This is a genomic window from Vibrio sp. DNB22_10_4 (assembly GCF_052879755.1).
The window spans coordinates 1,712,915-1,738,931 of sequence record NZ_JBNNXW010000001.1; the positions used below are offsets into that span (position 1 = coordinate 1,712,915).

The window sequence follows — 26,017 nt, forward strand, 5'->3', positions numbered from 1 at the left end:
GATATTCGGTTATTCGCTGTCGATTAAACGATGCGTAGGCCACCTTGAGCAATCGCGAAGCGACGTGCACGGGTGAACGATAGTGCGTTAGTAATACCTTCGCCTGTTGGACCTGCGATAGTGAACGTTGACGTACCTTCTGCGTTGTAGCCAACACCAGATAACGTTGGACCATTGTGTGCGAAGATAGTGGTGTTGATTCGGCCACCAAACTTAGTTACGTTCTCAATGTTGCCTGAGTAGATACATGCAGAGTGCTTGTTACCACGCTCAGCTGCTACCGCACGCTCAATCGCTTCGTCGATGTCTTTACAGATAACCACTGGTAGTACTGGCATCATTTGCTCTACGTGTACGAGTGGGTGGTCGTTCTCAACCAACATTACTGCAAGGCGAGTGTCTGACTTAACGCCGATAGACTTTAGGATTTGATCCGCATCTTGACCTACGTGCTTCTTAACTGGGTGCCATACACGAGAAATCTCGTGTGCAGTGCAAGGTTTCGCACCTTCGAACTCGTCTAGTGTTAGAATTTCTTCTGTTAGCTTCTCAGCTTCTTCCGCTGTCAAAACATATGCGCCAACTTCTTCAAGCTTGTCTAGGAACGCGTCTGCAACGGCTTCTTCAACGAATACTTCTTTTTCACCGATACAAAGTAGGTTGTTATCGAAAGAAGCACCACCGTATACGCCTGCAGCTGCTAAGTCTAGGTTTGCAGAAGCATCAACGATAACAGGTGGGTTACCAGCACCTGCGCCTACACCTTTCTTACCAGATTGCAGGATAGCCTTAACTAGACCCGGACCACCAGTACCCACTAGCATGTTCACTAGTGGCGAGCTCGCGATTTCATTTAGCGTTTCTAGTGTTGGCTCTTGAACCATAGTCACTAGGTTTTCTGGGCCGCCTGCTGCAATGATCGTTTCGTTAAGAAGGTCAATCATCATCGCCGACACAACTTTTGATGATGGGTGAACGTTGAACGTGACTGCGTTACCACCTGCTAGCATAGAGATAGCGTTGTTGACGATAGTTTCTGTTGGGTTAGTCACTGGCGTTACTGCGCCAATCACCCCGTAAGGTGCACGCTCACCAAGAGAAATACCGTTATCACCAGACCAAACCTGAGTTTCTAGGATCTCAGTGCCTGGCGTTTTTGCTGCTGTCAGCTGGTGCTTAGCGATTTTGTCTTCAACACGGCCTAGTTTTGTCTCTTCACGAACTAATTTTGCAAAGTCTTCTGCACGCGCTAATACTGCACCACGCATCGCGGTGATGATGGCTTCGCGACCTTCTTTGGTACAGTTTACGTAGTACTCGATTTGAGCTTTGTGAGTTGCTTCAATCGCAGCGTCCACTGTCGCGAATACACCTTTAGCGTTATTGATATCAAAAGACATAGTAATTACCTCGTGAGATTTGGTGCTATAAGAGCTGGGCTTTATCGTCGCCTAGATTGCTCTTTTTAGCTTGTTGGCTAGGTCTATTGCCCGCCTCAAGATGATGCTAATTTAACCCAAGCATTCACCCAAACTATGTCACTGAGCGTCAAGTTTATTGACCAAGATACCTAATTTGACCAAGTATGTTACTTGACGGTTTTTTACCTCGAAAGGGAAACATAAAAGTGCTACCAAAGATCATGAAGTTAGCTTAACTCACGCTTCAATCGGACTGGCGTGCGGGACAAAACGTGTTACTTATCTAAGGACAGAACGTAACAGTAACTCACCATACATTGGCAGCGGTTATGATTTAAGTCTTTGTTTACAAACTGACTATAGGATGCAATTAAGATACATCACAGACCTTACCAAGACCTCAGCAAATGCACTATGGCGCATATTATTAGTAAGCCTCATAGTGAATCCGATCAAAAAAACCACCAAATTCAAGCTATCGTCAAAGCAAACTGTGCTTTCTGCACATTTTCTCCATAATAGGGTTATAGAATTGAGCCACGATATTTAATGCCATAACGAATATGCGAATTACCCTGTTTCAAAAACTCTTCATCTCACTATTTAGTTCGAGCTTGATACTTTTGCTTTCTATGGCATTTATGATCAATTCCAGTTTCAAAGTAGAATTACAAAGCTACTTGAACCAAGAAGAATTACAAAAAGTTGAAACCCTAGCAAAGAGCGTCGCAGGACTCTATTCAGATACTGATGGCTGGCATCCACTTCAGCGCTCACCCAGAGCTTTCGGGTCACTTATACAACAAATCGGCGAAATGCCACCTCCCAAACCTCGACCAGGGGATCCGTGGCGTGTTGAACCAGACTTACCTCGAGTTCGTGATAACAGTCGATCTCACTCGGCTCTTTTCGTGCCTTTAGGCATGCGTATCTACATTCTCGATCAAGATGGTGAACCGCTTTTCAGACACAACGTTAACCAGGACGAACTAAGCAAGGATCAATTTTTTAGCCGAGTACCAATAGTAAAAGAAGGCAACACGATAGGCTGGCTAGCTGTATTACAAAGCCGCCAAGTCTCAAATAGGTTAGCTGAAAGCTTTATGTATTCTCAAACGGCCAACATTTTTACTGCGACTGTTGCTGCATTTGTTCTAACGCTAATAATTGCATTCATCACGGTTAAGTACCTGCTTACTCCTTTAGGCGCTCTGCACCGAGGAGCTACAGAAATTGCTAACGGCAACCTAGATCACCGTATTGAGCAAATCGGTAATGATGAACTGACGGATCTGATTTCCTCATTCAATCTTCTGGCCGCATCATTGGCTAAGCAAAAGGAGATTCGAGAGCAGTGGCTTTCTGATATTTCTCATGAACTTAGAACACCCGTCGCTGTGCTTAGGGGAGAAATTGAAGCACTGCAAGATGGCATCAGACCAATGGAAACCAAATACCTAGAAGGACTGCATGCTCAGGTAACGACCCTTACACAGCTTATCGACGACTTACATTCACTGTCGATTTCCAGTAATAGTGCATTTCGAACCAACCACAGAAACGACGTCGTTCTAGCAGACATCATGGATGATTTACTTGCTCGCTTTGAACTCAGATTTGCTTCAAAAAGCTTAAACGTAGCCAAGGAGTACTCCTCAAGCATCGATACGTCGGTGTATGTGGATGCGAAACTGATACAACAGGTATTTCAAAACCTGTTCGAGAACTGCTTTCGATACACCAATGAAAGAGGGAATATTCGTATCACTCTGCGGTCAAAAGCGAATGAACTGGTCGCTATCATCGAAGACAGCGCTCCTGGGGTACCTGATGAATCGCTGCCCAAATTGTTCGATCGCCTCTATCGCGTAGACAGTTCACGAAGTCGCGCAAGTGGTGGTTCAGGGTTAGGGTTAGCAATTTGCCAGAATATCGTCGAAGCACATCAAGGCACGATAGAGGCCAGCCATTCATCTTTAGGTGGCGTGAAAGTCGTAGTACGCTTACCAAAACAACAATAATTAGAAACTGATTTAGAGGTTTTATGATCCTTATCGTTGAAGACGAGCCATCGCTTGCTCAAGTTATCCAAGACTATCTTAATCACAGTGGTTTTGAATCCCACATGATTGGCGATGGTAACGAAGTGATTGATTGGGTAAAGGAAAATCAACCGGAACTGATCATTCTCGACTTAATGCTCCCGAACCGAGATGGTCTCGATATCTATCGAGAACTAAGAACCTTTAATGACGTGCCAGTCATGATGGCAACAGCAAAAGTCGACGAAATAGACCGCTTAGTTGGATTAGAACTAGGGGCTGATGACTATATTTGCAAGCCTTACAGCCCAAGAGAGCTCGTAGCGCGCGTCAAAAATGTCCTGCGCCGCAGTCGTTCTCAATCGAGCCAAGAAACGTTGGATGCCGACAAGAATCCATTGCTGAACGTAGACCAACAATTAATGAAAGCCACCGTCACAGGCACGGTTCTGCCATTGACGCCAGCTGAGTTCAAACTACTTGCTCACTTTCATCGCCACCCGGGTGTCGTATTCAATCGCGACCAACTCATGGATAGAATCTACTCTGATGGACGTGTCGTTACCGATAGAACAATTGATAGCCACATCAAAAATCTTCGTAAAAAGATCTTCGCAGTTAACTTGGAGTTCGACTGGATAACATCCATCTATGGCGTTGGGTATCGGTTTGAAATTATCGAGACAAGCCAAGATTAATATTCGCGCCATACGCAGTCCAACTAACGGATGCAGTCGCTTCTCAGGCGTATGTATCCACACCCGGCTTTTTGTGCGCTATCTGTTCACCTTGATAGGTTTTCACCAACACCCCTTGCTCATTCTTAATCTTAATGTCGTTTTGGCTACCCAAGGTGGCAGTAGCACCACCCCCATTCGATTTCAAAAAGCCGTTAATGTACTTGGTGGTGTCCTTTAAATGCTGCTGAATGTGCGGCTGATGTAGGGCATTGTTGGTTTTCAAGATAGGGATTCTCAGGCGATGATGAGCGTAATATATTCCAGTATTGCGCTGAGGATCTTTATCTTTGATCACGATTTGAAGATTTATCAATATTCAAATCGCTAATGCACAAATTCAGTCTGCTTAACCAAAACGCGCGCTCAGTGGCGGCAACGCAATACGCTCATCTCGTAAACGCTGATCATGGTGATAGGCATCATTCGCTACTACCTTCCACTCCGTTTTGTAGTGTTCTTTCAGCAAGCACACCAACTGATAGAAACTCAAGCGGTCATTGGCGTTGCTATCAAGGTGGTAAAGACCAGGCTCGTTTCTTTCGATAAGCTGCAAAAAGCCCATGGCTGTGTCGTCCATATGAGACGTAGCTGGATACCAACTTTGGCTAGCGCTAATTAAACCATCTTCTCGCTGCTGCCTTTCAAGGTGTGTGAGCATATTATTGCCAACGGCTTCATCATGGATTTGCCAACCAATTCGCGCAATCATAGCATCTGGATTCATCCGCCAAATCGCATCTTCACAGCGCACTTTATATAGACCGTAGTCATCTTTTGTATTGCGCTCATTGAAGATGCCATAAGGACCATCCACTTCAGCATCAAACACCATAGCGGTGCTGACGAACAGATAAGGGATTTTTTGCTGTGCACAGCGCTTGGCAAGCCATGCTGCCCACTCCTCACTTCCCATCGCCATGTGACACACGGCATCAATCGTTTGGCTTTGCCAGAACGTATTGCTGTCCTGTTCGCTATCAGGCGCAACTTGGTGATGATTCCACTCTACGACATGCCAGCCTCGCTGAGAAAACTGTTTTGCGACTTTAGGACCAAGAGTGCCGGTGAGTCCGGTCATTAGGATTGTTTTCATTATACATTCCATAGATTAGTGTGTTTATGCTAGAGCCTAGTTAATCACAGCATCTTTAGTGCTGTACAAAGCTCTGTGGTGACCGGCAAACTCATGAACGGGCAACTAGTAAGCAAACTTACTCAGAAAAAAGGCCGCTTACCATAACAAACTTATTCACCACTGTTTGACAAGCGAATATGAAAGCCTTTCACTGGACATATACACTTCTAACAACCTCTAAAGCCAAACAGTATGGTTATTTTCTAAATTTCATTAACTACGTAACAGCATGTAACGGCAAGTAATTTATCTTTAATTCCATTAGACAAAGCCCAAAGAAATCATAATGTTTATTTATTTTTACATTACAGATACAGAATACCTCACTGAACAAAAGTCACAAACCACACCGAAAACCCCTTAGTAAATCCACATAAAAATCAACTTAAATATTGATTTAAAAAAAGAAAAACCACCTGCCTCTTTGTTAATTTTAGTAGAAAAACAAGTTGGACGCTTTCTCGTGATACAGTGCACAATTAACAACCTTTTATTTCGATAGCCTAAATAAACCCCTGTAGCACAACCTAAAATAAATAATTACAAGGAGCATTTTAATGCTAAGTAATAAAAGAACCCTCATTAGCATCATTGTTTCCCTCGCATTGGTTTCTGGATGCAATGACTCAAATAGTACGGATTCAGAAAGTGGCAATAAACCAGGTGATACATCGATTCCATATTTCCCAGAGTGGAGCAATGTAAACAGTGTTATCAAGCAAGACCCCGCTATTGAATCAGAAGTACAAAGAATACTGGCTATGATGACGCTAGAAGAAAAAGTTGGCCAAATGGTTCAACCAGATCTTCGCGAGGTAACGCCTGAAGAAGCAAGAGAATACAAACTGGGCTCCATTTTGAATGGTGGTGGCGGGTTCCCCGGCGACAACAAATACTCTACGGCGGAAGACTGGGCAAAAGAGGCTGATAAATTTTGGCTTGCTCTAGAAAGCGCTTACTCGGATAGAGGATTCCGCGTTCCATTTATGTGGGCAACCGATGCAGTTCACGGTCACAACAATGTATTCATGGCAACCGTGTTCCCCCATAACATAGGTTTAGGCGCAGCTCGAAACCCAGATTTAATTGAGCTTATTGGTGCAGCCACTGCTCGTGAAGTTGCAGCAACAGGTCTAGACTGGACTTTCGCTCCGACGGTAGCCACCCCAAGAGATTACCGCTGGGGTCGTGTGTACGAAGGGTACTCTGAAGATCCAGAAATTGTCTATGAATATGCTCGTCGAATGGTAGAAGGGATCCAAGGGGGTGAAACGGGTCTAAAAGGAGACACAAACGTCATCTCGAACGTAAAACACTGGGTTGGAGACGGGGGTACTCTGGGTGGTGTGGATCATGGTCAAAATCGCTATACCGAAGAGTACTTGCGCAACATTCATGCAATGGGTTACTTCGGTGGCTTAAATGCGGGTGCACAGGTTGTAATGTCCTCATTCAACTCTTGGTGGAACCCAAATAACTACGACCCAATGGTAGGCACGCGTTACCTCGATCCGGACGCTGGTGATGATTATATGCAAAACCAGAAAATTCACGGTTCCAAATATCTCATCAATGATGTTCTCAAAGAGAAAATGGGCTTTGATGGTATTGTCGTCACAGACTGGAATGGGCAAGGAGAAATTAATAATTGCTCAGCCGCCGACTGTCCTCAGGCCGTGATTGCCGGTAACGATATCTTTATGGTGACATCTCGTTCAGATTGGAAAGCATTTTACCAAAATGTGATCGACCAAGTGAATGAAGGCATCATACCGCTTTCAAGAATCGACGATGCCGTAACTCGTATCTTGCGTGTAAAACTGCGTGCCAACTTGTGGGAAAAACCGATGCCATCGGAGCGTTCCATCGCTGGTCAACAAGATGTATTAGGCGCTCCTGAGCACATAGCCATTGCAAGACAAGCGGTATCTGAATCATTAGTATTGTTAAAGAATGACAACAATACCCTGCCCCTCCAAAACGATACCAAATACTTGGTCGTCGGCTCTGCCGCCAACGATATTACCAAGCAGACTGGTGGTTGGTCGCTTACCTGGCAAGGCGATGGTAACACCATAGAGAAAGACTTCCCGAATGCACAGACCCTTCTGATGGCTATGCAACAAGAAGTTGGCCAAGAGAATGTGTTCACCAGTGCTACAGACACAACACCAGAAGAAGCCATCGCTGTTGTGGTAATAGGTGAAGATCCTTATGCAGAAATGTTTGGGGATATTAGTAAGTCACAGACTCTGGAGTTTTCGAAACTAAAAGCGTCTTATGCCCAAGATTTGGAAACAATCAAAGCATTAAAAGAAGAAGGCTACACCGTTGTCACTGTCTTCTACTCTGGACGCCCACTCTATGTCAACGAGGAGATCAATGATTCGGATGCCTTTGTTGCGGCATGGCTACCAGGCACTGAAGGCCTTGGTATTACCGATGTCTTGTTTGCCAAAAATAACGCAGATTTTAAAGGGAAGCTCAGCTATTCATGGGGAGCAATGAAATGCTCCACCACCATAAACCGACATGCGCCAAACATCCCTAGTTATGATACGCCAATCGATGGTATTACCGGAGAACTCATTGAACAAGAGCTGGATGGTGAACATGCGCCATTATTCCCTTACGGCTATGGCCTAAATTACGCTGGCGAAACTGATTTCCCTGCGCGCTTCCAAGACTTGAATGACATTCCACTCGACCCACGTGACTTCGGTTGTGGTATGACAGAGCCTGACAATGGAGTTGCTGAGTTTCCGCTGGAAATCTTTGGCAAAGATGCCAAAGGTGAATTCGTTGCACGAATGTCTGGTTCTGCAAACGGTTGGGCAGCAAAAGCCGTCAGCAAAGATACGACAACTATCGGCTCGGTGACGACAACGGGAATCAACTATGACGGGATGCAGCAGTCAGCTATTCATGTCGAATTTAGTGGCGAAACTGGCGATTACGTTGGTAACTCGGCGGCTCAAGTCTACATGCAGCTGCCTGACGAAAAAGGCGCAGACTACAATCGATATATGAATGCCGACTCAACACTAGAGTTTGATATTCGAATGGATACGACTGCCCCACAAAGCCTTGTACTATCAACGCATTGTGAATGGCCGTGCCTAGGCGAAGTCAATATTCATAAAGTCCTACCAGCCCCATCTTCAGACTGGTCAACCGTCAAGGTTCCTCTTCAGTGTTTAAAAGATACCGGGATGTCATTCCAGATGTTAAATACGTCGTTTCTACTGTATTCAGAAGAAGCTGTATCATTCGATTTAGGCAAAATTCGCTATGTTCCACAACCCGATGGTCTACCGACGGACGCGGTATCCTGCGAAGACATGTTAGACGAAGCTCAGCCGCCTCTTACGGGCAATGACTATAGTATTTTTTCTGACTTTTCAGCAACACTTGATACTAACGATCAATACAACACTGATGGTTGGGGGCCTATTCCAGATGGCGAAAGTCATATGATGGCTGCTGTAAATGAAGATGGAACCTACAGTATCAGCTACGCATCTGGTAACCCTGAGTCTTATAAAGGACTTCTGCATATCAACTTCACTGAACAAAACCTTGACCAGTTCGATGATACCGGAGCTCTCAGGCTTGTACTTAACGTCAAAACGTTGGGTGAGCAGAAACAAGATAGCAATGTAGACGATACTGGCCTGACGGTTAAGGTGAGTAACGCCGCTGGCGATACAGGCGATATCCATGTTCCTGCTTTAAAAGGAAATAGCTTAGTACTGAATCAAGAAATCAGCGTCGATATCCCTATGTCGACGATCGCTGAGAAATTTGGAAGTGCATACTATGCCAGGACCATAAAAGGTGTCAGTGTTTTCCCTGCATGGGCAAATATTCAATCAGGTTTTGAGTTTGATATTGTCGACATAAAATTTGTTAAGTAATTAACACTAAAAAGCCGAGCTTTGAAGCTCGGCTTTTTTATCACTACTTAAGAAGAGTCGATAACAACTCTAAAGCGTCACTCACTGCCTATTAAACAATACGCAGACCGCCTTGAGCGATTGCGAAACGACGTGCACGAGTGAACGAGTACGCGTTTGTGATACCTTCACCTGTAGGACCTGCGATAGTAAACGTTGAAGTACCTTCAGCGTTGTAACCTACACCAGATAGTGTTGGACCGTTGTGAGCGAAGATAGTTGTGTTGATAGCACGGCCGAACTTAGTGACGTTCTCGATGTTACCAGAGTAGATGCATGCAGAGTGCTTGTTACCACGCTCAGCAGCTACTGCGCGCTCGATAGCTTCGTCGATGTTCGCACAACGAACAACTGGAAGTACTGGCATCATTTGCTCTACGTGTACTAGAGGGTGATCGTTCTCAACAACCATAACCGCTAGACGAGTCTCTGATTCAACACCGATAGACTTAAGGATTTCACCTGCGTCTTGACCAACATGTTGCTTAACTGGGTGCCATACGCGAGCAATTTCTTGCGCAGTACATGGCTTAGCACCGTCGATTTCGTCCATAGTTAGGATTTGTGCAGTTAGCTTCTCAGCTTCTTCTGCAGAAAGAACGTAAGCGCCCGTTGCTTCTAGCTTAGCTAGGAACTCGTCAGCGACTGCATCTTCAACGAATACTTCTTTCTCACCGATACATAGTAGGTTGTTATCGAAAGATGCACCGCCGTAAACGCCAGCCGCAGCTAGGTCTAGGTTAGCAGATGCGTCTACGATTACTGGTGGGTTACCAGCGCCAGCGCCTACACCTTTCTTACCAGATTGTAGGATTGCTTTAACTAGACCTGGGCCACCCGTACCAACAAGCATGTTGATAAGTGGAGACTTAGCGATTTCATTAAGCGTTTCTAGTGTTGGCTCTTTAACCATAGTGACTAGGTTTTCAGGACCGCCTGCTTCAACGATAGTTTTGTTGATCATGTCGATCATTACCGCAGACACTACTTTTGAAGATGGATGAACGTTGAACGTTACCGCGTTACCAGACGCTAGCATAGAGATAGCGTTGTTAACGATAGTTTCAGTTGGGTTAGTGACAGGCGTAACCGCACCGATAACACCGTAAGGTGCGCGCTCTTCTAGAGAGATACCGTTGTCGCCAGACCATACTTTCGTTTCTAGAACTTCAGTACCAGGCGTTTTAGCAGCCGTTAGCTGGTGCTTAGCAATTTTGTCTTCTACACGACCTAGCTTCGTTTCTTCACGAACCATTTTCGCAAAGTCTTCTGCTTTAGCTAGAACTGCACCACGAATAGCAGTAAGGATAGCTTCGCGGCCTTCTTTTGTAGACGTTGCGTAGAACTCAACTTGCGCTTTATGAGTTGCTTCAATCGCAGCGTCCACTGTTGCGAATACACCTTTAGCTTTATTGATATCAAAAGACATAATGATTACCTCGTGAAGAATGAATGGTCTGTATAACTATTTTTATAGAGACAGGCTTTATAAAGACGGAACTCTTGTTGTGCTTACTGTTTAATAACGATGGATTATGTTTGCTCTATCACGGAACGGAGTGATTTGGCTTGCCGTTATTGAATGACTATAAATTAGCCAGCCAGCTTCAAGTTGTAACGTCACTGAGAGTCAATATATTTGAACGAACAGAAGCAAGAAGGACACTTTTTACCCACGACGTTACTTGACTTGTTGTAAACACAATTCATTTACTCACAAAATGTTAACCAAGCTCACAAAACCACGTATGAGCTTGCGTAGCACCGACAAATCTCTCTACTTACTTGATACTGGAGTGTATCTGTAACCCCAAAGTAACTTACCTAGCACGGCAATCTAATGTTAACGTTTCATTCAGCGGCAAAATCAATGGCCAGCAATACATTAGACGCTAGTGTAAGTTTTTTTGACTCTGGGTGACGTGTTGTTTTTTCCACCGCCGAATACACTAGGTACCAACAAATCAGTTCATACCTTTTCAACGATTTCGTGAGGAACGAATATGAAATATCAAGCGCGTTTAGAAGACTCAGTAAAGCAACTAAGTTCTGTATTAGAAGAGCAACAGCGTCTTCTTGCTGAACACAAAGCAAACCAGAACTACGCTGAGCGTCTACAAAACATCCTAACGCCAACTGACGAGCTAACAACAAAAGGCGACGACCTATACATCGGCGGCTGTAAAGCTTCTGACCTGGTTGAGCAATACGGTAGCCCGCTATTCGTTCTTAGCGAAGACACACTACGTGGAAACCTACGTCGCGTTAAAGCAGCATTCGGTTCAAACTGGCCAAAGCCTGTGAACGTGATGTTTGCAATCAAATCAAACACTAACTTTGCTGTTCGTGCTATCTGTCACGAAGAAGGCGTAGGTGGTGACTGTTTCGGTCCTGGTGAAGTTGAAGCAACTTACATCGCAGGTGCGGATCCAAAGACTATCGCACTAAACGGTACTGTTAAGCCTGAGCTTGCTATCCGCAAAGCGATTGAGTACGGCTACGCAATCCACCTAGACTCGTACGAAGAGATCGAGATTGTTGAGCGTATCGCTCGCGAAGTGAAGCCAAAAGAAAAAGTACGCATCGCTGTACGTCTGAAAGTTATCCCAGAAGATTTCTTCAACGACTTCGAACCAGATGCATACCCATTCCCTAACTTCATCGGCGCGATGAAGTGGATCAAATTCGGTCTGCTAAAAGAAGAAGCGAAGAAGATCATTAACCGCGTGAAAGAAATCGATGTGTTCGAATTCTACGGCTTCCACACTCACCTAGGCCGCTTCTCTAAGCAACCTGAAGGTTGGGATGCGCTATACCGTGAGTATGCACGCAACGTTATCGAAATCTCTCGCGAGTGTGGCGTTCAACCATTCCAAATCGACCTTGGCGGCGGTTGGCCACGTGAGCGTGAGCCAGAGTGTCGTAGCGCTGAGCACATGATGAACCCGAACACTATCGAAGATTACGCGAAAGTAGTGTGTGCAGGCATGCTAGAAGAATTCAACAAAGAAGGCTTCGAGATCCCACAACTATGGCTAGAACCTGGTCGTTACATCGCTGGTAACATCGGTACACTACTAACGTCAGTATACGTAGTGAAAGATGACCAAGAGATGGACTACACCTACACAATGGTTGACGCATCAACTTACCTAGCGACGCTAGTTGAGTCTCAAGAGTCTAAGAACCCTGTTCTACCAGCAAGCAAGATGACTCAACCACTTGTTGAGAAGACAACTGAAATCGCAGGTCCAATCTGTATCCCATCAATCTGGGAAAGCGGTGCACGCATGCCAGCTCTAGAGCCAAAAGACGTTCTAGCTATCATGGATGTGGGTCACTACGCAGAGTCTCAAGCGAGCCAGTTCAACTCTCTACCACGTCCTGCAACTGTACTAGTTAAAGACGGTGAAGCTGAACTAATCAAGCGTGCTGAAACCGTTGAAGATGTGTTCGCAACTCAAATTCTTCCTGAGCGTCTAAAGCAAAAGAAGAAAAAGCCAGCTGCGAAGAAGCCAGCAACTAAGCGTGCTGTAGCAAGAACGCCTAGCTACGCTAAAAATACAAAGAAAGCGGCATCTGCAAAAGCATAATCAAACTCTGATTTAGCGAATCAAAAGCTCCCTACGGGGAGCTTTTGTTGTTTTAAGGAACCAGAACTTTTCGAAAAGTTAAATTTATCCTTGGCGCCACAGGTCGCTTAGTCTTCGGAATGGTATGTTGCCAATAATGCTGAGTTTCCCCAGCCATTATCAGTAGTGATCCGGATGCTAGATTGAACTCCAATTTCTCACCGGTCGACTTGTGTTTTAGCAAAAATCGCCGCTCACCACCAAAGCTAAGTGAGGCAATCACTGGATTGGTGCCAAGCTCGGGCTCATTGTCACTATGCCAACCATTTGAATCCTGGCCGTCACGATACAAATTGGCGAGTACCGTATTAAACCTATGTTGCGCGTATTGTTCACACAGCGCCTTTAGCTCAGCGAGTTTGGGATACCAGGTCTGAGCCTCTAACTCTAAATTAGAATAGCGATAACTGGCATCCCCATACCAAGCTTGAAGTCTCGGGATCGGGTGCACTTTTCCAAACAAGCGAATGTTATCTTGTCGCCAATTTAGCGCGCTTTGTAACTCATGGAACACCGCCTCAGCAGAGTCATGGTCAAACAGTGTTTCAATGTAAAGCAGGCGACCATTTTCAACCTCCTGCCATTCATATTGATTCTCTAGCACGCTCAGCCCCACTATATAGCTCTTAAAATTCGAGTGTTTCACCATCCTCTGGAACCGATACTTTGTCAACTAAGCCATGAGCGTTCAACGTTCGCTTCAGCGTTGATCTATCCACCGGGCAGTGATTCAACGCTTCCAAATGGTTAGCGATAACTTTGCCTGGTGAACGCTTAATAAATTCAATGACCTCATCTGTTGGCATAAGGAGTGGCTGACCAACGTCCATCTGTGCTTGACCCGCTGCAACAACAGTAATGTCTGGCTTAAGCTCAGTGAGTGCCTTATTGACGTCGTTTGTTAGCACCGTATCACCACTAATGTAGATGCTTGGTTCGTTAGGTAACTCAATATAGAAACCACAACCGTTGGCCATCACTTTATGAATCCAACCATGTCCATGCTGCGCAGGTACCGCAGTAATTTGTCCGCCCAAAAATGGGGTCGGTTGCCACGGTTCCAAACCATTTTCGACAGTCATGCCATACTTTTCCAGGTACGCCTTGTCTTTGCTTGGTGTGGTAACTGGAATCCGGTTTTCAATCAAAAAAGCTTCACCAGCAGGATCTAGGTGATCGCCATGTTGAAGAGGCTTAAAGCCAAAGGTTTGACTGTGCGTCACGAGTGCATGAGTCACTTTAGCAAGTAGCTCATCAGCATTCGCGGGTAGATTTACCGTTGGATTTTTTTCCGCTTTGAATCGAAACACAGAAAACGGAGGCATGGACCCTTTGCTACCCAACATAGGGTCGATAAGAATAAAGTGATCGCCCGATTCAATAACAAATGTCGCGCTTCTTAGATGATGAATTTTCATAGTAACCTCCGATTCTCAAGATGAGTCCATTATGCAACTGTTGAGAACTGTGCAATACTGTCCCTAGTGCCAACTATCGCTCAAATCAGGCCAACTAATTCATCATTAAGGTTTACTTCTATTTACGGTTTAGTTCTATGCAGCCCTATAAGATCGCGCTAGTTGCGCTCAATGATATTAGTGCTTTTCATCTCTCCGTCCCGTGTCTTGTTTTTCAAGATGTGTTTCTTGGCCAACAGGCTGCGTTTGAATTAACCATTTGTAGCGAAGAGAGTGAGCAAATAACTCTTAGTAGTGGATTTCAAGCCTCGGTAAACGCGGGGCTAGATAACTTAGAGCTAGCAGACATTATAGTGATCCCAGGTTGGCCAAATCATCTACCCGAACCTAGCCATACGCTCATCTCGAAATTAAAGGCCGCTCATAAAAGGGGAGCTATGGTGGTTGGTCTGTGCCTTGGTGCTTACGTATTGGCTAAATCGGGGCTGTTGGACGGTCGACGAGCAACTACCCATTGGGGATACCAGAAGGAGTTCATCGAGAGATTTCCTAATGTCATTATCGATTGCGACCCGCTATTTATCGAACAAGACAATATCATCACTTCTGCGGGCACCGCCGCCTCGCTCGATTGCTGTTTGCACATTGTACGCACTCTTTGTGGCAGCGAAGTCGCGACACAACTTGCTCGGATAATGGTAGCGGCACCGTTTCGAAGCGGTGGTCAGCAGCAGTACATTCCTAATCCAATCGCTAAGCAGCCTGACAAAGTCACCAGCTTTGGACATGTCATCAGTGACGTAGAAAGAAACCTAACCCAAAGTTATGATCTTGATGGCATTGCAGAGCGCTGTGCAATGAGTCGTCGCACTTTTACCCGCCAGTTTAAAGCCGCTTATGGCTGCACTTTTGGAGAATGGCTCCTTAATCGGAGATTGGCACTTAGCCAACAGCTATTAGAGTCAACTGATTACGGCATCGCTACCGTTGCTGAGTTATCGGGTTTTGGCTCCGAGAGTGTGTTTCGTAAGCACTTCTCGCGCAGTTTTAATGCCTCACCATCTCAATGGCGAGTGACATTTAAAGGGGGGTAACGGAAGGTCTCAACCAGGGGGTAAGCGCATATCCCTTGCACTCAACAATAGAATGTGAATACCAGGCCTCAATTGTCATCGAAGCCAGCGTATTCACGCCACTCTGGGATATCACGAGGGTCACCAAACTGGCGAAAGAATCGAACAGAACTTTGTGGCGCCTTACAATCAAACTTATCCTGGCAGTAGTTTGTCAATTTATAGTGACTTTGGTAGCCGTCACTCCAAGCATCATAGGCAAGGTGGGACTGCTTCCAAAACGCATGATCCACCTGCCCTTTGGTTGCGAGAAATGGATAGCTTGGTTTGGACTGTTGGATAGAATAAAGAGCACCGCCATATAAGTTCACCAACTTTGATAACAAGTCAGCGCCGATTTCTTCGATGGTCAGCGCTTTAATTTTCTCAATGTCACCACCGACAAGCGACGCAACTCGCTCAGTTAAGAAATCCATATCGATATGTGGTTGCAACTCATAGGCTAGCCAATTGAGGCGCTCGCCGATTTCATCAAGGAACTCTTGCTTGGTAAACTGCCCCTCGCGAAGTGCTCGGTTGTAGTTAACCACATTTGGATTTTTGCGCGCCAAATAATCTTGGAGCTCAGGGTAGTCATTCAGCGAGGAGTGACTTTTTGCCAGCACGTCCAGTAATGCTTCTTGATTTACGAGCAACTTCCCCAGCTCATTTTTGATACTTTCGTTCATTTCAACCTCATTATTGATCTCAAGGCATGATATATAGAACTGCACATATAATCAACAACAATGACAAAACACCCTACCTATCAATCTAAAATCCTCCCTGGTTAGCCATTTTATAAATGCTAGGATTTGTGGCCTTCTTTTGTGAGTACCCTCTTTGGCAAAAACAAAAGTTGTGCGGTTGAACTCAATATTGACATCTAAGTCAATATTTTGACTCCTGAATTCTTGTTTTTGATTGCACTTTAATGAGCGAAACCCTAGAATTTTGTGAACACGGTTCAAAAATACAACGCGTGTGACTCAAAGCAATTCATATAAAATATCCGAGATAAAGCTTTGAGTGTAGGTAAGAAAACGTCAGGAATTATCAGGCAGTGACGCAACAACAAAAATCCAATCCTCCATCACGCACGACGCAAACACTGAACAGCACCGATGCTCTCGCTATGATCGAGCATGGTGGCGACGTGACATTGACGGTTAATACACCTGTCGGCACTTCTTTTCGCTGTGCGACCCAATTTATTGGTGCTCATTCTGAGCATCGTATTTTGCTGGAAACGCCTAAGATCGATGAAAGTGATCTCAAGTACTTCTTTCAAGAGGGGTTTTGGCTAACAGTAAGAGCGATTTCTCAGCGTGGCGAAGGAGGAATTGTTCAATTCCGCGCACAGCTACTTAATATAGTTGAAGAGCCCTTGCCGATTCTTATTCTGTCTATCCCACAGTCGATGCAAGTGACCAACCTTAGGAAAGAACCAAGGTATGAAGTAAACCTTGAGGCGATGCTAAGCACTGGGCACAGTCAAACGCGCTGTGAGCTAAGAGATATGTCAAAAAGCGGCTGTCGGTTTATTCTGCCAGCCCTTGGCAAAAGCTTAGTGGTAGGCCAAGAAGTGGCGTTAAACGTTGCAGCAGGCACGCAAAAAGGGCGATACTTCCCGCCACTATCTGGACTTATCTGCAACCAACAAAAATCCAGTCATTACACCGCTTACGGTATCAAATTTGATGAAAAAGGTGAGGCGAATGCCAAAGAGCTGCTCTCCCATCTTAAGTTTGATGGCACAAAACTCAAACTTCGCGCCTAACAGTTAGCACCTAAGCTGCTTAAAAAGTGGAAACGTTAAAAAGCCAAGCATTCGCTTGGCTTTTTAGTTACTTACGCAATGCGTTGAGTCTTGCCTGAGCGATACCAAATATGGTGTCGATGGGGTAACTGCCCTCTAGCGAAGCGGTACCCGCCTCTTTGCCAGTGAAGAGCTCGATCGCTTCGGTCACATGATCGATTGCCCAAATATGGAACTCACCTTTATCGACAGCCTTAACGATATCAGCACGTAGCATCAAGTTATGAGCGTTAGAGCGTGGAATGATTACCCCTTGCTCGGAGTTACGACCCTTGATCGTACAAACATCGAAAAAGCCTTCAATCTTCTCATTTACACCGCCAATTGGCTGCGACTCACCAAACTGGTTCATTGAACCTGTAATGGCTATGTCTTGTCGATTTGGTTGACCCGAAAAAGCAGAAACCACAGCGCAGAATTCCGCCATACTGGCACTGTCACCGTCCACGCCACCGTAAGACTGCTCAAAAGTGATCGTGGTTGTGAGTGGTACTTTGGCAGTTTTTCCAAACACAGAGGACAAGTAGGCGGTGAGTATCATGACGCCTTTAGAGTGAATGCTGCCGCCAAGATCGACACTACGCTCAATATCAATCACATCACCGTCGCCGTAGGACGTGGTGGCAGTAATTCGGTTTGGCGCTCCAAACATATGATCGCTGGTCGTTAACACCGAAAGTGCATTCACTTGACCAATCGCTGAGCCTTGAGTGTGGATTAACGTCGTGCCATTAATGAAACCTTCCATCACGTTATCTTGCAATCGATTGACTCGCATCTGCTGGTATTCCAATGCTTGGTCGACATGCCCCATACGGATCAAATTAGACTTTGCATTCCGCGCCACATAGTTCGACTCTCGCAGCAAATTGGCAATGTGCGCAGAGTGAAGCGACAGTTTGTTTTGATCACCTGATAGACGCGAGCTGTGCTCAATAATGCGAGCAATGGCTTTGCGGTCACAATGCAACATGTTGTTATCATGAACGATACTGGAAATAAAACGCGCATAATGCAGCTCGGAGTCCGCTGTTCGCGGCATTTCATCTTCAAAATCAGCGGTGACTTTGAACAGCTCACTGAACTCTGAATCGTAATGTTGCAGTAGTTGATAGGTGCGGTAATCACCAAACAAAATTATTTTCACATTCAATGGAATAGGCTGTGGATCGAGTGATACCGTCCCGGTCAGCGTCACCTCTTTTTCAAGAGAGGTAAAGCTTAGCTGACGTGCACGCAGCGCCCGTTTTAGACCATCCCAAACATATGGCTGCTCTAACACCTTAATTGCATCCATCAGCAGCACGCCACCGTTCGCTCGATGCAAGCTACCTGAACGGATTAAAGAAAAGTCGGTGAAGACTGTACCTTTGTAGGTCGCAGTCTCAATGTAACCAAATAGAGAGTGATAGTTTGGGTTTTCCTCAACAATGATTGGAAAATCACTGCAAGACTGCTTCACAATCAAGTTCACTTTGTAACGTCGCGGGAATTTTTTATCAAGAGAAGCCGTAGCAATTTCTCCCTGCTCATTCCCTTCTTCAAGGAAGATATCAACGTTCTCACAAATATCCTGTTGAAGGGCGCTAAAGTACTTTTTAATTTCTGTGTAGCCGTTGTATTCTTTTTTCAGCTTTTTGATCAGGTGACTGATCACCCCAAGGGTCACTTCTTCATTAAGCTTTTGAATGTTATCGGTGAAGGTCTCTTCCCAATCGGTCAGCTCTCTAGCCATACCACGCAGACTCACCTCAAGCTCATCAATGGTGGTACCAAATCGCTCTTGCTCTTCCGGTGGCAGCTCAGAAAAGCTCTCATCAGTATGTAAATCTTCACCATTTAGGGCGACAAATTGGTAATCCCCCTGAGGCGTAATCGTCAGACTGATGTCTTTCTCTTTCGCCTCTTCGCTGAGCTTTTGCAACTCAACTTGCTGCTTGCGAGCCAAGTCATTTTTGAGTTTATCTGCTCGGCCAAAATAGAGCTCGTTGTCAAAAGCCATTGGAATGGCTTTCACCAGTTTCGAAATCAGCTTTTCAACATCTTTCTTCAGCTTCTCACCCACACCACACGGCAGCTTTAATACCTGCGGCGTACGAGTATCGGCGAAATTGGCCACATAGCACCAATCATAGAGTGCTTCAGTGTCGTGAGGATGGCGACTTAAATAGCGCAGTATCATGGTACGCTTACCCAGGCCGTTTTGGCCTATCGCGTAGATGTTGTATCCTTTTTCCTTAATAGACATTGCGAACTCAACCGCTTTTTGAGCACGCTCTTGACCGACAATTTCATCAATCGGATCCAGTTCTTTGGTCGACTTACATGGCAGTTTTTTCAGTTCTGCGGCATGGTATAGCTTGTTAGCTTCGAGTCTTTGAATCGCCATCACCAGCTCCTACTTTTTTCCCTTATTGATTTCAGTTTAGCTGAATTGGCTTTACATTTTAGTGACTTACTAGGTAAATACGTTCAACTGGTGACTTTTTGCACAATCTCCCATTTTTCATCGCACGCCTCATCATGTTTGCTCTCATCTCATTTACTAAGAGAATTAGTTTGGTTATGGTTAGTGCTGGACGTTTCAATTTCAAAGCAATGCACTGAATTAGATGGCTTTGAAACAAGGAGTGATATGGAAAAGATCGTTGCCGCCAGCAGAGTGCTACTTGCCATTGCTATTTTGGCCTTGGCTTGGTCTATCTATACTTTCACCCTCGAAGCCAAACAAGTCAGGGTCGAACTGCCCACTCTACTCAAGCAAATCGACCAAACGGCGCAGCGCATTACTCCCGTGGTCGAAGAAGTACAAAAAATCCAAGCTATCATCCCTAGCATTCTTGAGCAGAGTGAGAAATACCAGCAAGCCATTCCCGAAGTACTCGCAAGAGTTGACGACATGAACCGTCAAATCCCAGTCATTCTCAATGAAGTTCAATCTGTCACAGCGGCCATTCCTCCGATTCTTGAGCAATCAAATCAATGGCATAGCTCTTTACCTAGCCTTCTAGAACAAGTTGAACAAACCAATAAGACGATTAGAGCGACCAACCAGCAAATTGCCGCCACCAACAAACAAGTCCCTGCCATACTGGCCGAGAGTGAAGCGCTGCGCGTCGCGATGCCTGAAGTGATTCGCCAGGCAGAATCTTTAGTACAACAGGCAGAGCAAGCAGGACGTGAAGCCAGTAAAGGGGCTGTTACTGGTGTGATTGGCGGCATATTGTCATCGCCGTTTCAGCTTGTAGACTCGCTCACGTCACAAACCTTCGGAGTCGAAGATAAAAGCTTCTCCGACAAAGACCAACAGCTACACAAGCAAGCGGTAGAAAGCCTCCTCCGTGACCCAAGTGCTGGACAAACCATTCCATGGGAAAATTCCAGTAGTGGTAATTCAGGTACGGTAAGTATCCAATCAACGACTCAAAATGGCAGCTCTACTTGCTATAACATTTTAAGCCGACTCACCATCGCGAAAGGAACTGACAAAGGCACTCACAGCATCGTCACAGAGCGTTGCGTAGTGAGCCAATAACACTATGAAAATACACTATATTGAAGATAGCTCCGTATCCGAAGAGCTCAACCAAGGACTGATCACCATTCTTAGTAGCTGCTTTACTAAGCCTAGTGATAGTCGTTTTAAAACCCAACGCTTTTACAACGAAATGCCTCAGCATCGCTGGTACATAACCGGCGATCATGACCATCACGTTATTGCCCACCTGGCTATTCATGAGAAGACCATTACTGCTGCGGGAAAAGCAATCCCTATCGCAGGTGTTGCCGAGGTTTGTGTCCACCCAGACTATCGCAAAAAAGGCTTGGCGAAAGCCTTGATCGAGGAAGCTCACCAGTGGATGGAGCAACAGCCGTTTCATTACTCAATACTGTTTGGTCGTGACGAAGTCTACACCTCAAGTGGTTACAAACGAGTCACTAACCTTTTGCTGCTTCCCAATGAGCCTTTGGCTCAGCCTACCCCGGTTTCAGTGATGGTCAAAACGCTGAACCAGCACAGCTGGCCAAAACGAACCGTGCTACTTCCTGGTCTTACTTTCTGATGCTTTTCTACCTGGCGGCGTAAACGTAATTTGTTACTTGCTGCCAGTGATCGATAGCGATGCCTCACCGTAACAGACGTCTGCGAATACAAACAAACAAAGGATCGCAGATATGAAGACTTTACTAACACGTTCGTTTGCAGCAATGGCAGCGCTACTTCTATCCTTCTCAGCTCTCGCTGATCATCATGGAATGAAAAAAGACATTGTCGACGTTGCGGCTGAAAACGGCTCCTTCACAACACTCGTGGTAGCAGTACAGGCAGCTGGGCTGGTCGACACATTAAAAGGTGATGGCCCATTTACCGTGTTTGCGCCGACCGACGACGCTTTCGCAAAACTGCCTGAAGGCACGGTCGAATCTCTGCTAAAACCAGAGAACAAAGATAAGCTGGTAGCGATTTTGACCTACCATGTGGTGCCAGGAAAAGTGATGGCGGCGGATGTGATGGGACTTGATAAAGCAACGACAGTGCAAGGCTCTGACATCATGATTACGAAGAGTGACGGCAAAGTGATGGTCGACAACGCGACCGTCGTGGCAACTGACGTCAAAGCGAAAAACGGTGTGATTCACGTCATCGATACAGTCATAATGCCAAAATAAAAACAAAGCGATTTTGACAGATTGCAGCATTGCAAAGGCCGAAGCTTAATGCTTCGGTCTTTGCTATTTAAAAACGTCGTAGGTTAGCGAGAAGGTAAATCGTCCAGCATAGCGCCAATTAAATTCTTAAGCTCTTCACGCTCTTCTGGGTTATCGATTCGATTTTCAGTCGGCCCCTGAGCTAAGGCTCGCCACCGTGGAAATGCGCCTACCGAATCAAACACTGCGATGTACAAACTGCCCTTCTCACTTTTCTGGCCTGTCGAATCAAACTGCACCCCAGTCTTAATTTGGGTGCTGGCAAATATTTGCTCATCATCCATTGCCGTTTCAGTTGCAATACCAAAGTCAAGGTGCATCGTCGCAGCCTGACCATCTTGAACCGCAATATAACCCTTAGATGTCAGCACTTCATCGATTTGCGCTTTGATTACAGAAAGGTAATGTTCGGCGTCAAAGTCTTCAGAAACTCTCGCCACAGGCAAATTAGCGCGCCACGAATAGGTCACCGCCCCTGACTGGGGTAAAAAACCAAAGTCTCCGGTTTTAGCAACACCATAAGAAAAGTTAAGGGGGGCAGCCGGTTTGGTGGTCGTCGTACACCCCACCAAAGCCAAACTTGTGAGAACTAAGGTCATCACTGCGTATTTCATAGACTGGTGCTTTATAGGCAGATGTTTCATAAACAAGTGTCCTGTGCGATTAAAGTCGGTTGCATAAAGACAATAATGCACGAAAAAACAACAAGTACAAATTTAACTCATCGCTTGATGACTAGCGGTAGACAGCCCGATAGGCGATCCCTTCCAATCGGCGGCGTAGGTTCTGCGCTTGGCCTGATTGATGATCGTAGTTGGTGAGTACCTTATCGACAGAAAAGTTGTCACCATACAAGGCATTGTTCAACTTGTCGTCTAATGTCATGTTGAAGGTGTCAATGCTGCCACCAAAGTAAAGTCCTTTGTTTTGCGATACCATCATAGCGCTAATGCCGCTGGTACCACCGACTACTTTACCGCTGACACCATTTCCAATCGTCACGTCGGCTGTGCCGCCTATTTTGGTTGAACCAGACTGCAATTGCTCAACCACATCATCAGAAAGAATCACACCCACACCGTTAATTTTCTGCGCGCCCGCTAATAGGCCAAACATCGCACTGCGGAAGGTCACAAACACAGGTTCACTCCAGTGGTGTGCATCTCTGGTAAGCAAAATACCCTTGCCCCACTGCGCGCCCAATAGAAACCCCGCCTGGCCTCCCGATGGGAAAATCACGATGGCTTTGGCAACGCCAGTGACATTCTTCACGGATTCCCAATGCGATACTGAGTCGAACTCATCAATGTTTTGCGCTGCTTCTACTAAAATAGCGTTCGCTTGCTCAATCATTTCTCGGTCGCCAGAATAAGCGTGACTACTAATAAGCAATAGGGACGCGAAACATGACCAAATCCAGCGCTTTGATTCTAGAAACATAATCAACCTATCCAAAAAACTAGCCTGTTAGCATAACAAAAAAAGGTGGTACCAAAGGCACCACCTATTCGGAGATCAGATAATTAGTATTGAGTTTTACGTTACTTGCGACCAACACCCATCAGTACTTTTTGTGGGCCTTTCGAGGATTCAATTTCAAAAGCAATAGACACATCGACTTTTTCGAATCCAGCATTGAGGAGTACTTCTTTAGCACGCTTCTCGGTTATACCAAATCCTGCATCATCACTTTCGACCGCCCAGTCCCAATGAACAAACATGCCGAACTCATCCAGCAAGGTGTAGATCACATTAACGGTATCTTGAAGGTTATCAACGAACCCACAAACAGAAGACGCAACGACAAGATCGAATTGATTACGAAACGCAGGGTGCTGGGCAACGAGACCACGCGTTAACAGATCCACGACTGGCTCTACGTTGTCTAAGCCTTTTTTGTCTAGCTCTTCAATCATGGCTTCAGAGCCATCCAGCGCGACAATATCTTTGGTCGTGGGTGACATTAATTGGCTCAAAAGGCCAGTACCACAACCAAAATCTAAAACTGATTTACCTTTCAACGAGGTCATTTCTGAAAGCGCGTCATAGCATGACTGAGCAAAGACCGCCGTCGCATCGTTATTTTCCCATGTCGCGGCGTACTCATCCCACTCGTTAGACATAGTTTACTCCATTGTTTTGCTAGTGCTGAACATAATATAAGCACTTCATTTTAATCCTTGATGACTAGGCATAGATTAAACCAGAACGCCAAGCAATTCCTAGTGTTATCTTCGTATTCTTTGGCACACGTGCTATGATTTTTGTTCCCTTGATTTACTGGCGTTTTGCGATCAATGTCTATCAATCTTTCTCAAATAGAAGCTTTCTGTGCCGTGGTTAGCGCAGGCTCCGTGTCCGAGGCGGCGCGAGTGCTAGACTGCAACCGAACCAAACTTAGCATGGCTATCAAAGCACTAGAGAAAGACCTCGACACCGATCTTTTTGTCCGTACAGGTAACAATGTTACTTTGTCAGAAACAGGGAAGGCAATTTATAAAGACTGCGAGAACCTGCTTGTCACCTCGGCTCGCATTCGACAAACCTGTGCTCAGGTGTCTGGCGACTTTGCCACCGAACTGCGCATTGCTCATGATGACAGCCTGCCAGACCAAGTTTGGCAAGATCTCACATTGGAACTTAACCAGCGTTACCCTGCTCTATCACTCAACATAGTACTGGCCTCATCTGGTGATTTGGCTGACATCGTTGAAAAGAAACAGGTCGATTTCGCCTTTGGTGTTGATTTTGAAAGAGAGGATGACCCAAGACTCACCTACCAGCCTCTTGGAAAAATTCGCATGATGTCGGTATGCCGAGCCAACCACAAGTTGTCGAAACTGCCTCGTGTCTCAGATGAAGTGTTGCGCGATGAGATGCAAGTATCACTCGCTTACCTCAACTTGCGAGACAATCCTGAGCTACTACCTTTCTCATTGAAGTACATTGGTTTTTCAAGCTTTGAATTTATGCTAAAAACCATCCTTTCCGAAGGCGCTTGGGGGGTTTTGCCTGAGCCACTTATCCGTCAGCTTCTACGTGAACAGACACTGTCTGTTATCAAACATACCTACGGTCTAACACAAGAAGACTTCTGTATGTTGACCTCATCAGGCATGTCAGAGCACCCTGCGATGACTTGGCTCGCCGACCAAGTCAGCGATTACTTGTTTACCTTCTAGTTGCTCACAAACAAATGTGCGTGCCATCAGTGGGCGTCATTAATCCTGACAGCAAGACCTGTGGGTTAAGATATTGATTTAAAATAACATTACTAACCTTTACTGCCCCTACCCTCACTCAGTGATACAGTTAATGTTTGAAAGTTAATCACCCCGGCGAAATAATGGCCTTAATTCAAACAAAAGGTAAATCCCATGTCTTCGCTAACGCAACACAACGAATCATCAGTCTTGAGAGTATCAGCCATTATAGCTACTGGCTTCGCTGTCGCAGGCCTAGTGGTTGGTGTGTTGATGGGCTCGCTGGTCATCGCTTTTGACGGTGTTTATTCTCTGGTCAGCTTGCTGTTAACTTTATTGTCACTGGCTGCTGCGCAGCAACTAAAGAACCCTAACAGTCAGGCCTCAAAATACGGCCGTCAAACTGTTGAGTCTATGGTCATTGCTATTAAGGCCGCGGTCATCTTAGTGATTGTATTGGCATCGCTGTACTCCGCAGTCAGCTCGATGTTTACTGGTGGTCGCCCAGTCGACACCACAGTCGCCACTTTATTCGGACTATTCAATGTGATGGGCTGTGCCTACGCTTGGTGGTACATTGCTCGTAAAAACAAACAGATGAATGCAAATCTGATTGAAGCGGAAACCAAACAATGGCAAATGGACACGTTACTTAGCGTAGCGGTTATGGCGGGTTTCATCTCTGCATGGGCAATGGAGTTTTCCCCGTGGGCACACCTGAGTGTTTACGCGGATCCGGTGATGATGATCCTGATGTCGGTATACTTCATCAAAGTGCCTACTCAAATGCTGATAGAGGCTTGTAAATCACTGTCACGCGCTAACAATG

21 protein-coding genes and 1 pseudogene are annotated in these 26,017 nt (G+C 45.6%); 11 read left to right on the forward strand and 11 right to left on the reverse strand.

The window, feature by feature from the left end:
• Positions 1-23 precede the first annotated feature (23 nt).
• Positions 24-1,400 (reverse strand): aldehyde dehydrogenase, encoded by a 1,377-nt coding sequence (locus tag ACVA6Q_RS07360; protein ID WP_446647065.1) that lies wholly within the window; start codon positions 1,398-1,400, stop codon positions 24-26.
• A gap of 662 nt (positions 1,401-2,062) precedes the next feature.
• On the opposite strand from ACVA6Q_RS07360, the gene ACVA6Q_RS07365 reads away from it, so the two are divergent.
• Together ACVA6Q_RS07365 and ACVA6Q_RS07370 are read left to right on the forward strand one after the other, a co-directional pair.
• A complete protein-coding gene (locus tag ACVA6Q_RS07365) occupies positions 2,063-3,442 on the forward strand; it encodes an ATP-binding protein (RefSeq protein WP_446647066.1) in 1,380 nt (459 codons plus the stop codon).
• A gap of 23 nt (positions 3,443-3,465) precedes the next feature.
• Positions 3,466-4,161, forward strand: a complete 696-nt coding sequence (locus tag ACVA6Q_RS07370; protein WP_446647067.1) for a response regulator — start codon at positions 3,466-3,468, stop codon at positions 4,159-4,161.
• A gap of 43 nt (positions 4,162-4,204) precedes the next feature.
• Here ACVA6Q_RS07370 and ACVA6Q_RS07375 read toward each other — a convergent pair whose 3' ends face one another.
• Together ACVA6Q_RS07375 and ACVA6Q_RS07380 are read right to left on the reverse strand one after the other, a co-directional pair.
• Positions 4,205-4,516, reverse strand: a complete 312-nt coding sequence (locus tag ACVA6Q_RS07375) for a hypothetical protein (protein WP_446647068.1) — start codon at positions 4,514-4,516, stop codon at positions 4,205-4,207.
• Between the two features lie 33 nt (positions 4,517-4,549).
• Positions 4,550-5,296 carry a sugar nucleotide-binding protein gene (locus ACVA6Q_RS07380; protein ID WP_446647069.1) on the reverse strand — a complete coding sequence of 249 codons (747 nt, stop codon included), beginning with the start codon at positions 5,294-5,296 and terminating at the stop codon, positions 4,550-4,552.
• 599 nt (positions 5,297-5,895) lie between these two features.
• Here ACVA6Q_RS07380 and ACVA6Q_RS07385 point away from each other — a divergent pair.
• The gene (locus ACVA6Q_RS07385; protein WP_446647070.1) at positions 5,896-9,255 is read left to right on the forward strand and encodes a glycoside hydrolase family 3 N-terminal domain-containing protein; all 3,360 of its coding nucleotides are present in this window, start codon (positions 5,896-5,898) and stop codon (positions 9,253-9,255) included.
• A 91-nt stretch (positions 9,256-9,346) separates the two neighbouring features.
• Here the strand turns inward: ACVA6Q_RS07385 and ACVA6Q_RS07390 are convergent, their stop codons facing one another.
• Positions 9,347-10,723, reverse strand: coding sequence for an aldehyde dehydrogenase (locus ACVA6Q_RS07390; RefSeq protein ID WP_446647071.1), 1,377 nt, complete (start codon positions 10,721-10,723; stop codon positions 9,347-9,349).
• Between the two features lie 574 nt (positions 10,724-11,297).
• On the opposite strand from ACVA6Q_RS07390, the gene ACVA6Q_RS07395 reads away from it, so the two are divergent.
• A complete protein-coding gene (locus ACVA6Q_RS07395) occupies positions 11,298-12,887 on the forward strand; it encodes a diaminopimelate decarboxylase family protein (RefSeq protein ID WP_446647072.1) in 1,590 nt (529 codons plus the stop codon).
• Between the two features lie 52 nt (positions 12,888-12,939).
• Here the strand turns inward: ACVA6Q_RS07395 and ACVA6Q_RS07400 are convergent, their stop codons facing one another.
• Both ACVA6Q_RS07400 and ACVA6Q_RS07405 read right to left on the reverse strand, forming a co-directional pair.
• Complete coding sequence (locus tag ACVA6Q_RS07400; RefSeq protein WP_446647198.1) at positions 12,940-13,536, reverse strand: alpha-ketoglutarate-dependent dioxygenase AlkB family protein; 597 nt, start codon at positions 13,534-13,536, stop codon at positions 12,940-12,942.
• Positions 13,537-13,552: 16 nt separating this feature from the next.
• Complete coding sequence (locus ACVA6Q_RS07405; RefSeq protein WP_446647073.1) at positions 13,553-14,344, reverse strand: MBL fold metallo-hydrolase; 792 nt, start codon at positions 14,342-14,344, stop codon at positions 13,553-13,555.
• 137 nt (positions 14,345-14,481) lie between these two features.
• Here ACVA6Q_RS07405 and ACVA6Q_RS07410 point away from each other — a divergent pair, with 137 nt between their 5' ends.
• Positions 14,482-15,438, forward strand: coding sequence for a GlxA family transcriptional regulator (locus ACVA6Q_RS07410; RefSeq protein WP_353498868.1), 957 nt, complete (start codon positions 14,482-14,484; stop codon positions 15,436-15,438).
• 68 nt (positions 15,439-15,506) lie between these two features.
• Here ACVA6Q_RS07410 and ACVA6Q_RS07415 read toward each other — a convergent pair whose 3' ends face one another.
• Positions 15,507-16,145 carry a hypothetical protein gene (locus tag ACVA6Q_RS07415; RefSeq protein WP_353498867.1) on the reverse strand — a complete coding sequence of 213 codons (639 nt, stop codon included), beginning with the start codon at positions 16,143-16,145 and terminating at the stop codon, positions 15,507-15,509.
• Between the two features lie 446 nt (positions 16,146-16,591).
• Here ACVA6Q_RS07415 and ACVA6Q_RS07420 point away from each other — a divergent pair, with 446 nt between their 5' ends.
• Entirely contained in the window at positions 16,592-17,236 is a 645-nt protein-coding gene (locus ACVA6Q_RS07420) for a PilZ domain-containing protein (protein ID WP_429761502.1), read from the forward strand.
• Positions 17,237-17,303: 67 nt separating this feature from the next.
• On the opposite strand, the gene ACVA6Q_RS07425 is transcribed toward ACVA6Q_RS07420, so the two are convergent.
• Complete coding sequence (locus ACVA6Q_RS07425; protein WP_446647074.1) at positions 17,304-19,664, reverse strand: Lon protease family protein; 2,361 nt, start codon at positions 19,662-19,664, stop codon at positions 17,304-17,306.
• Positions 19,665-19,910: 246 nt separating this feature from the next.
• On the opposite strand from ACVA6Q_RS07425, the gene ACVA6Q_RS07430 reads away from it, so the two are divergent.
• From ACVA6Q_RS07430 to ACVA6Q_RS07440, 3 genes are all read left to right on the forward strand, one after another.
• Positions 19,911-20,810: a hypothetical protein gene (locus ACVA6Q_RS07430; protein ID WP_446647075.1), complete on the forward strand. Its 900-nt coding sequence runs from the start codon at positions 19,911-19,913 to the stop codon at positions 20,808-20,810.
• 4 nt (positions 20,811-20,814) lie between these two features.
• The gene (locus tag ACVA6Q_RS07435; RefSeq protein WP_446647076.1) at positions 20,815-21,339 is read left to right on the forward strand and encodes a GNAT family N-acetyltransferase; all 525 of its coding nucleotides are present in this window, start codon (positions 20,815-20,817) and stop codon (positions 21,337-21,339) included.
• A 145-nt stretch (positions 21,340-21,484) separates the two neighbouring features.
• On the forward strand, positions 21,485-21,946 hold the full coding sequence (locus tag ACVA6Q_RS07440; RefSeq protein ID WP_446647199.1) for a fasciclin domain-containing protein: 462 nt from the start codon (positions 21,485-21,487) through the stop codon (positions 21,944-21,946).
• A gap of 83 nt (positions 21,947-22,029) precedes the next feature.
• Here the strand turns inward: ACVA6Q_RS07440 and ACVA6Q_RS07445 are convergent, their stop codons facing one another.
• The 3 genes from ACVA6Q_RS07445 to ACVA6Q_RS07455 form a co-directional block, all read right to left on the reverse strand.
• Positions 22,030-22,629, reverse strand: coding sequence for a hypothetical protein (locus ACVA6Q_RS07445; RefSeq protein WP_446647077.1), 600 nt, complete (start codon positions 22,627-22,629; stop codon positions 22,030-22,032).
• Positions 22,630-22,720: 91 nt separating this feature from the next.
• Positions 22,721-23,425 carry a lipid-binding SYLF domain-containing protein gene (locus ACVA6Q_RS07450; protein ID WP_446647078.1) on the reverse strand — a complete coding sequence of 235 codons (705 nt, stop codon included), beginning with the start codon at positions 23,423-23,425 and terminating at the stop codon, positions 22,721-22,723.
• 101 nt (positions 23,426-23,526) lie between these two features.
• Entirely contained in the window at positions 23,527-24,108 is a 582-nt protein-coding gene (locus ACVA6Q_RS07455) for a class I SAM-dependent DNA methyltransferase (RefSeq protein WP_446647079.1), read from the reverse strand.
• 180 nt (positions 24,109-24,288) lie between these two features.
• Here ACVA6Q_RS07455 and ACVA6Q_RS07460 point away from each other — a divergent pair, with 180 nt between their 5' ends.
• Positions 24,289-25,167, forward strand: coding sequence for a LysR family transcriptional regulator (locus tag ACVA6Q_RS07460; RefSeq protein WP_446647200.1), 879 nt, complete (start codon positions 24,289-24,291; stop codon positions 25,165-25,167).
• Positions 25,168-25,362: 195 nt separating this feature from the next.
• Positions 25,363-26,001: pseudogene (locus ACVA6Q_RS07465) on the forward strand (cation transporter); the annotation flags it as partial.
• Positions 26,002-26,017 lie beyond the last annotated feature (16 nt).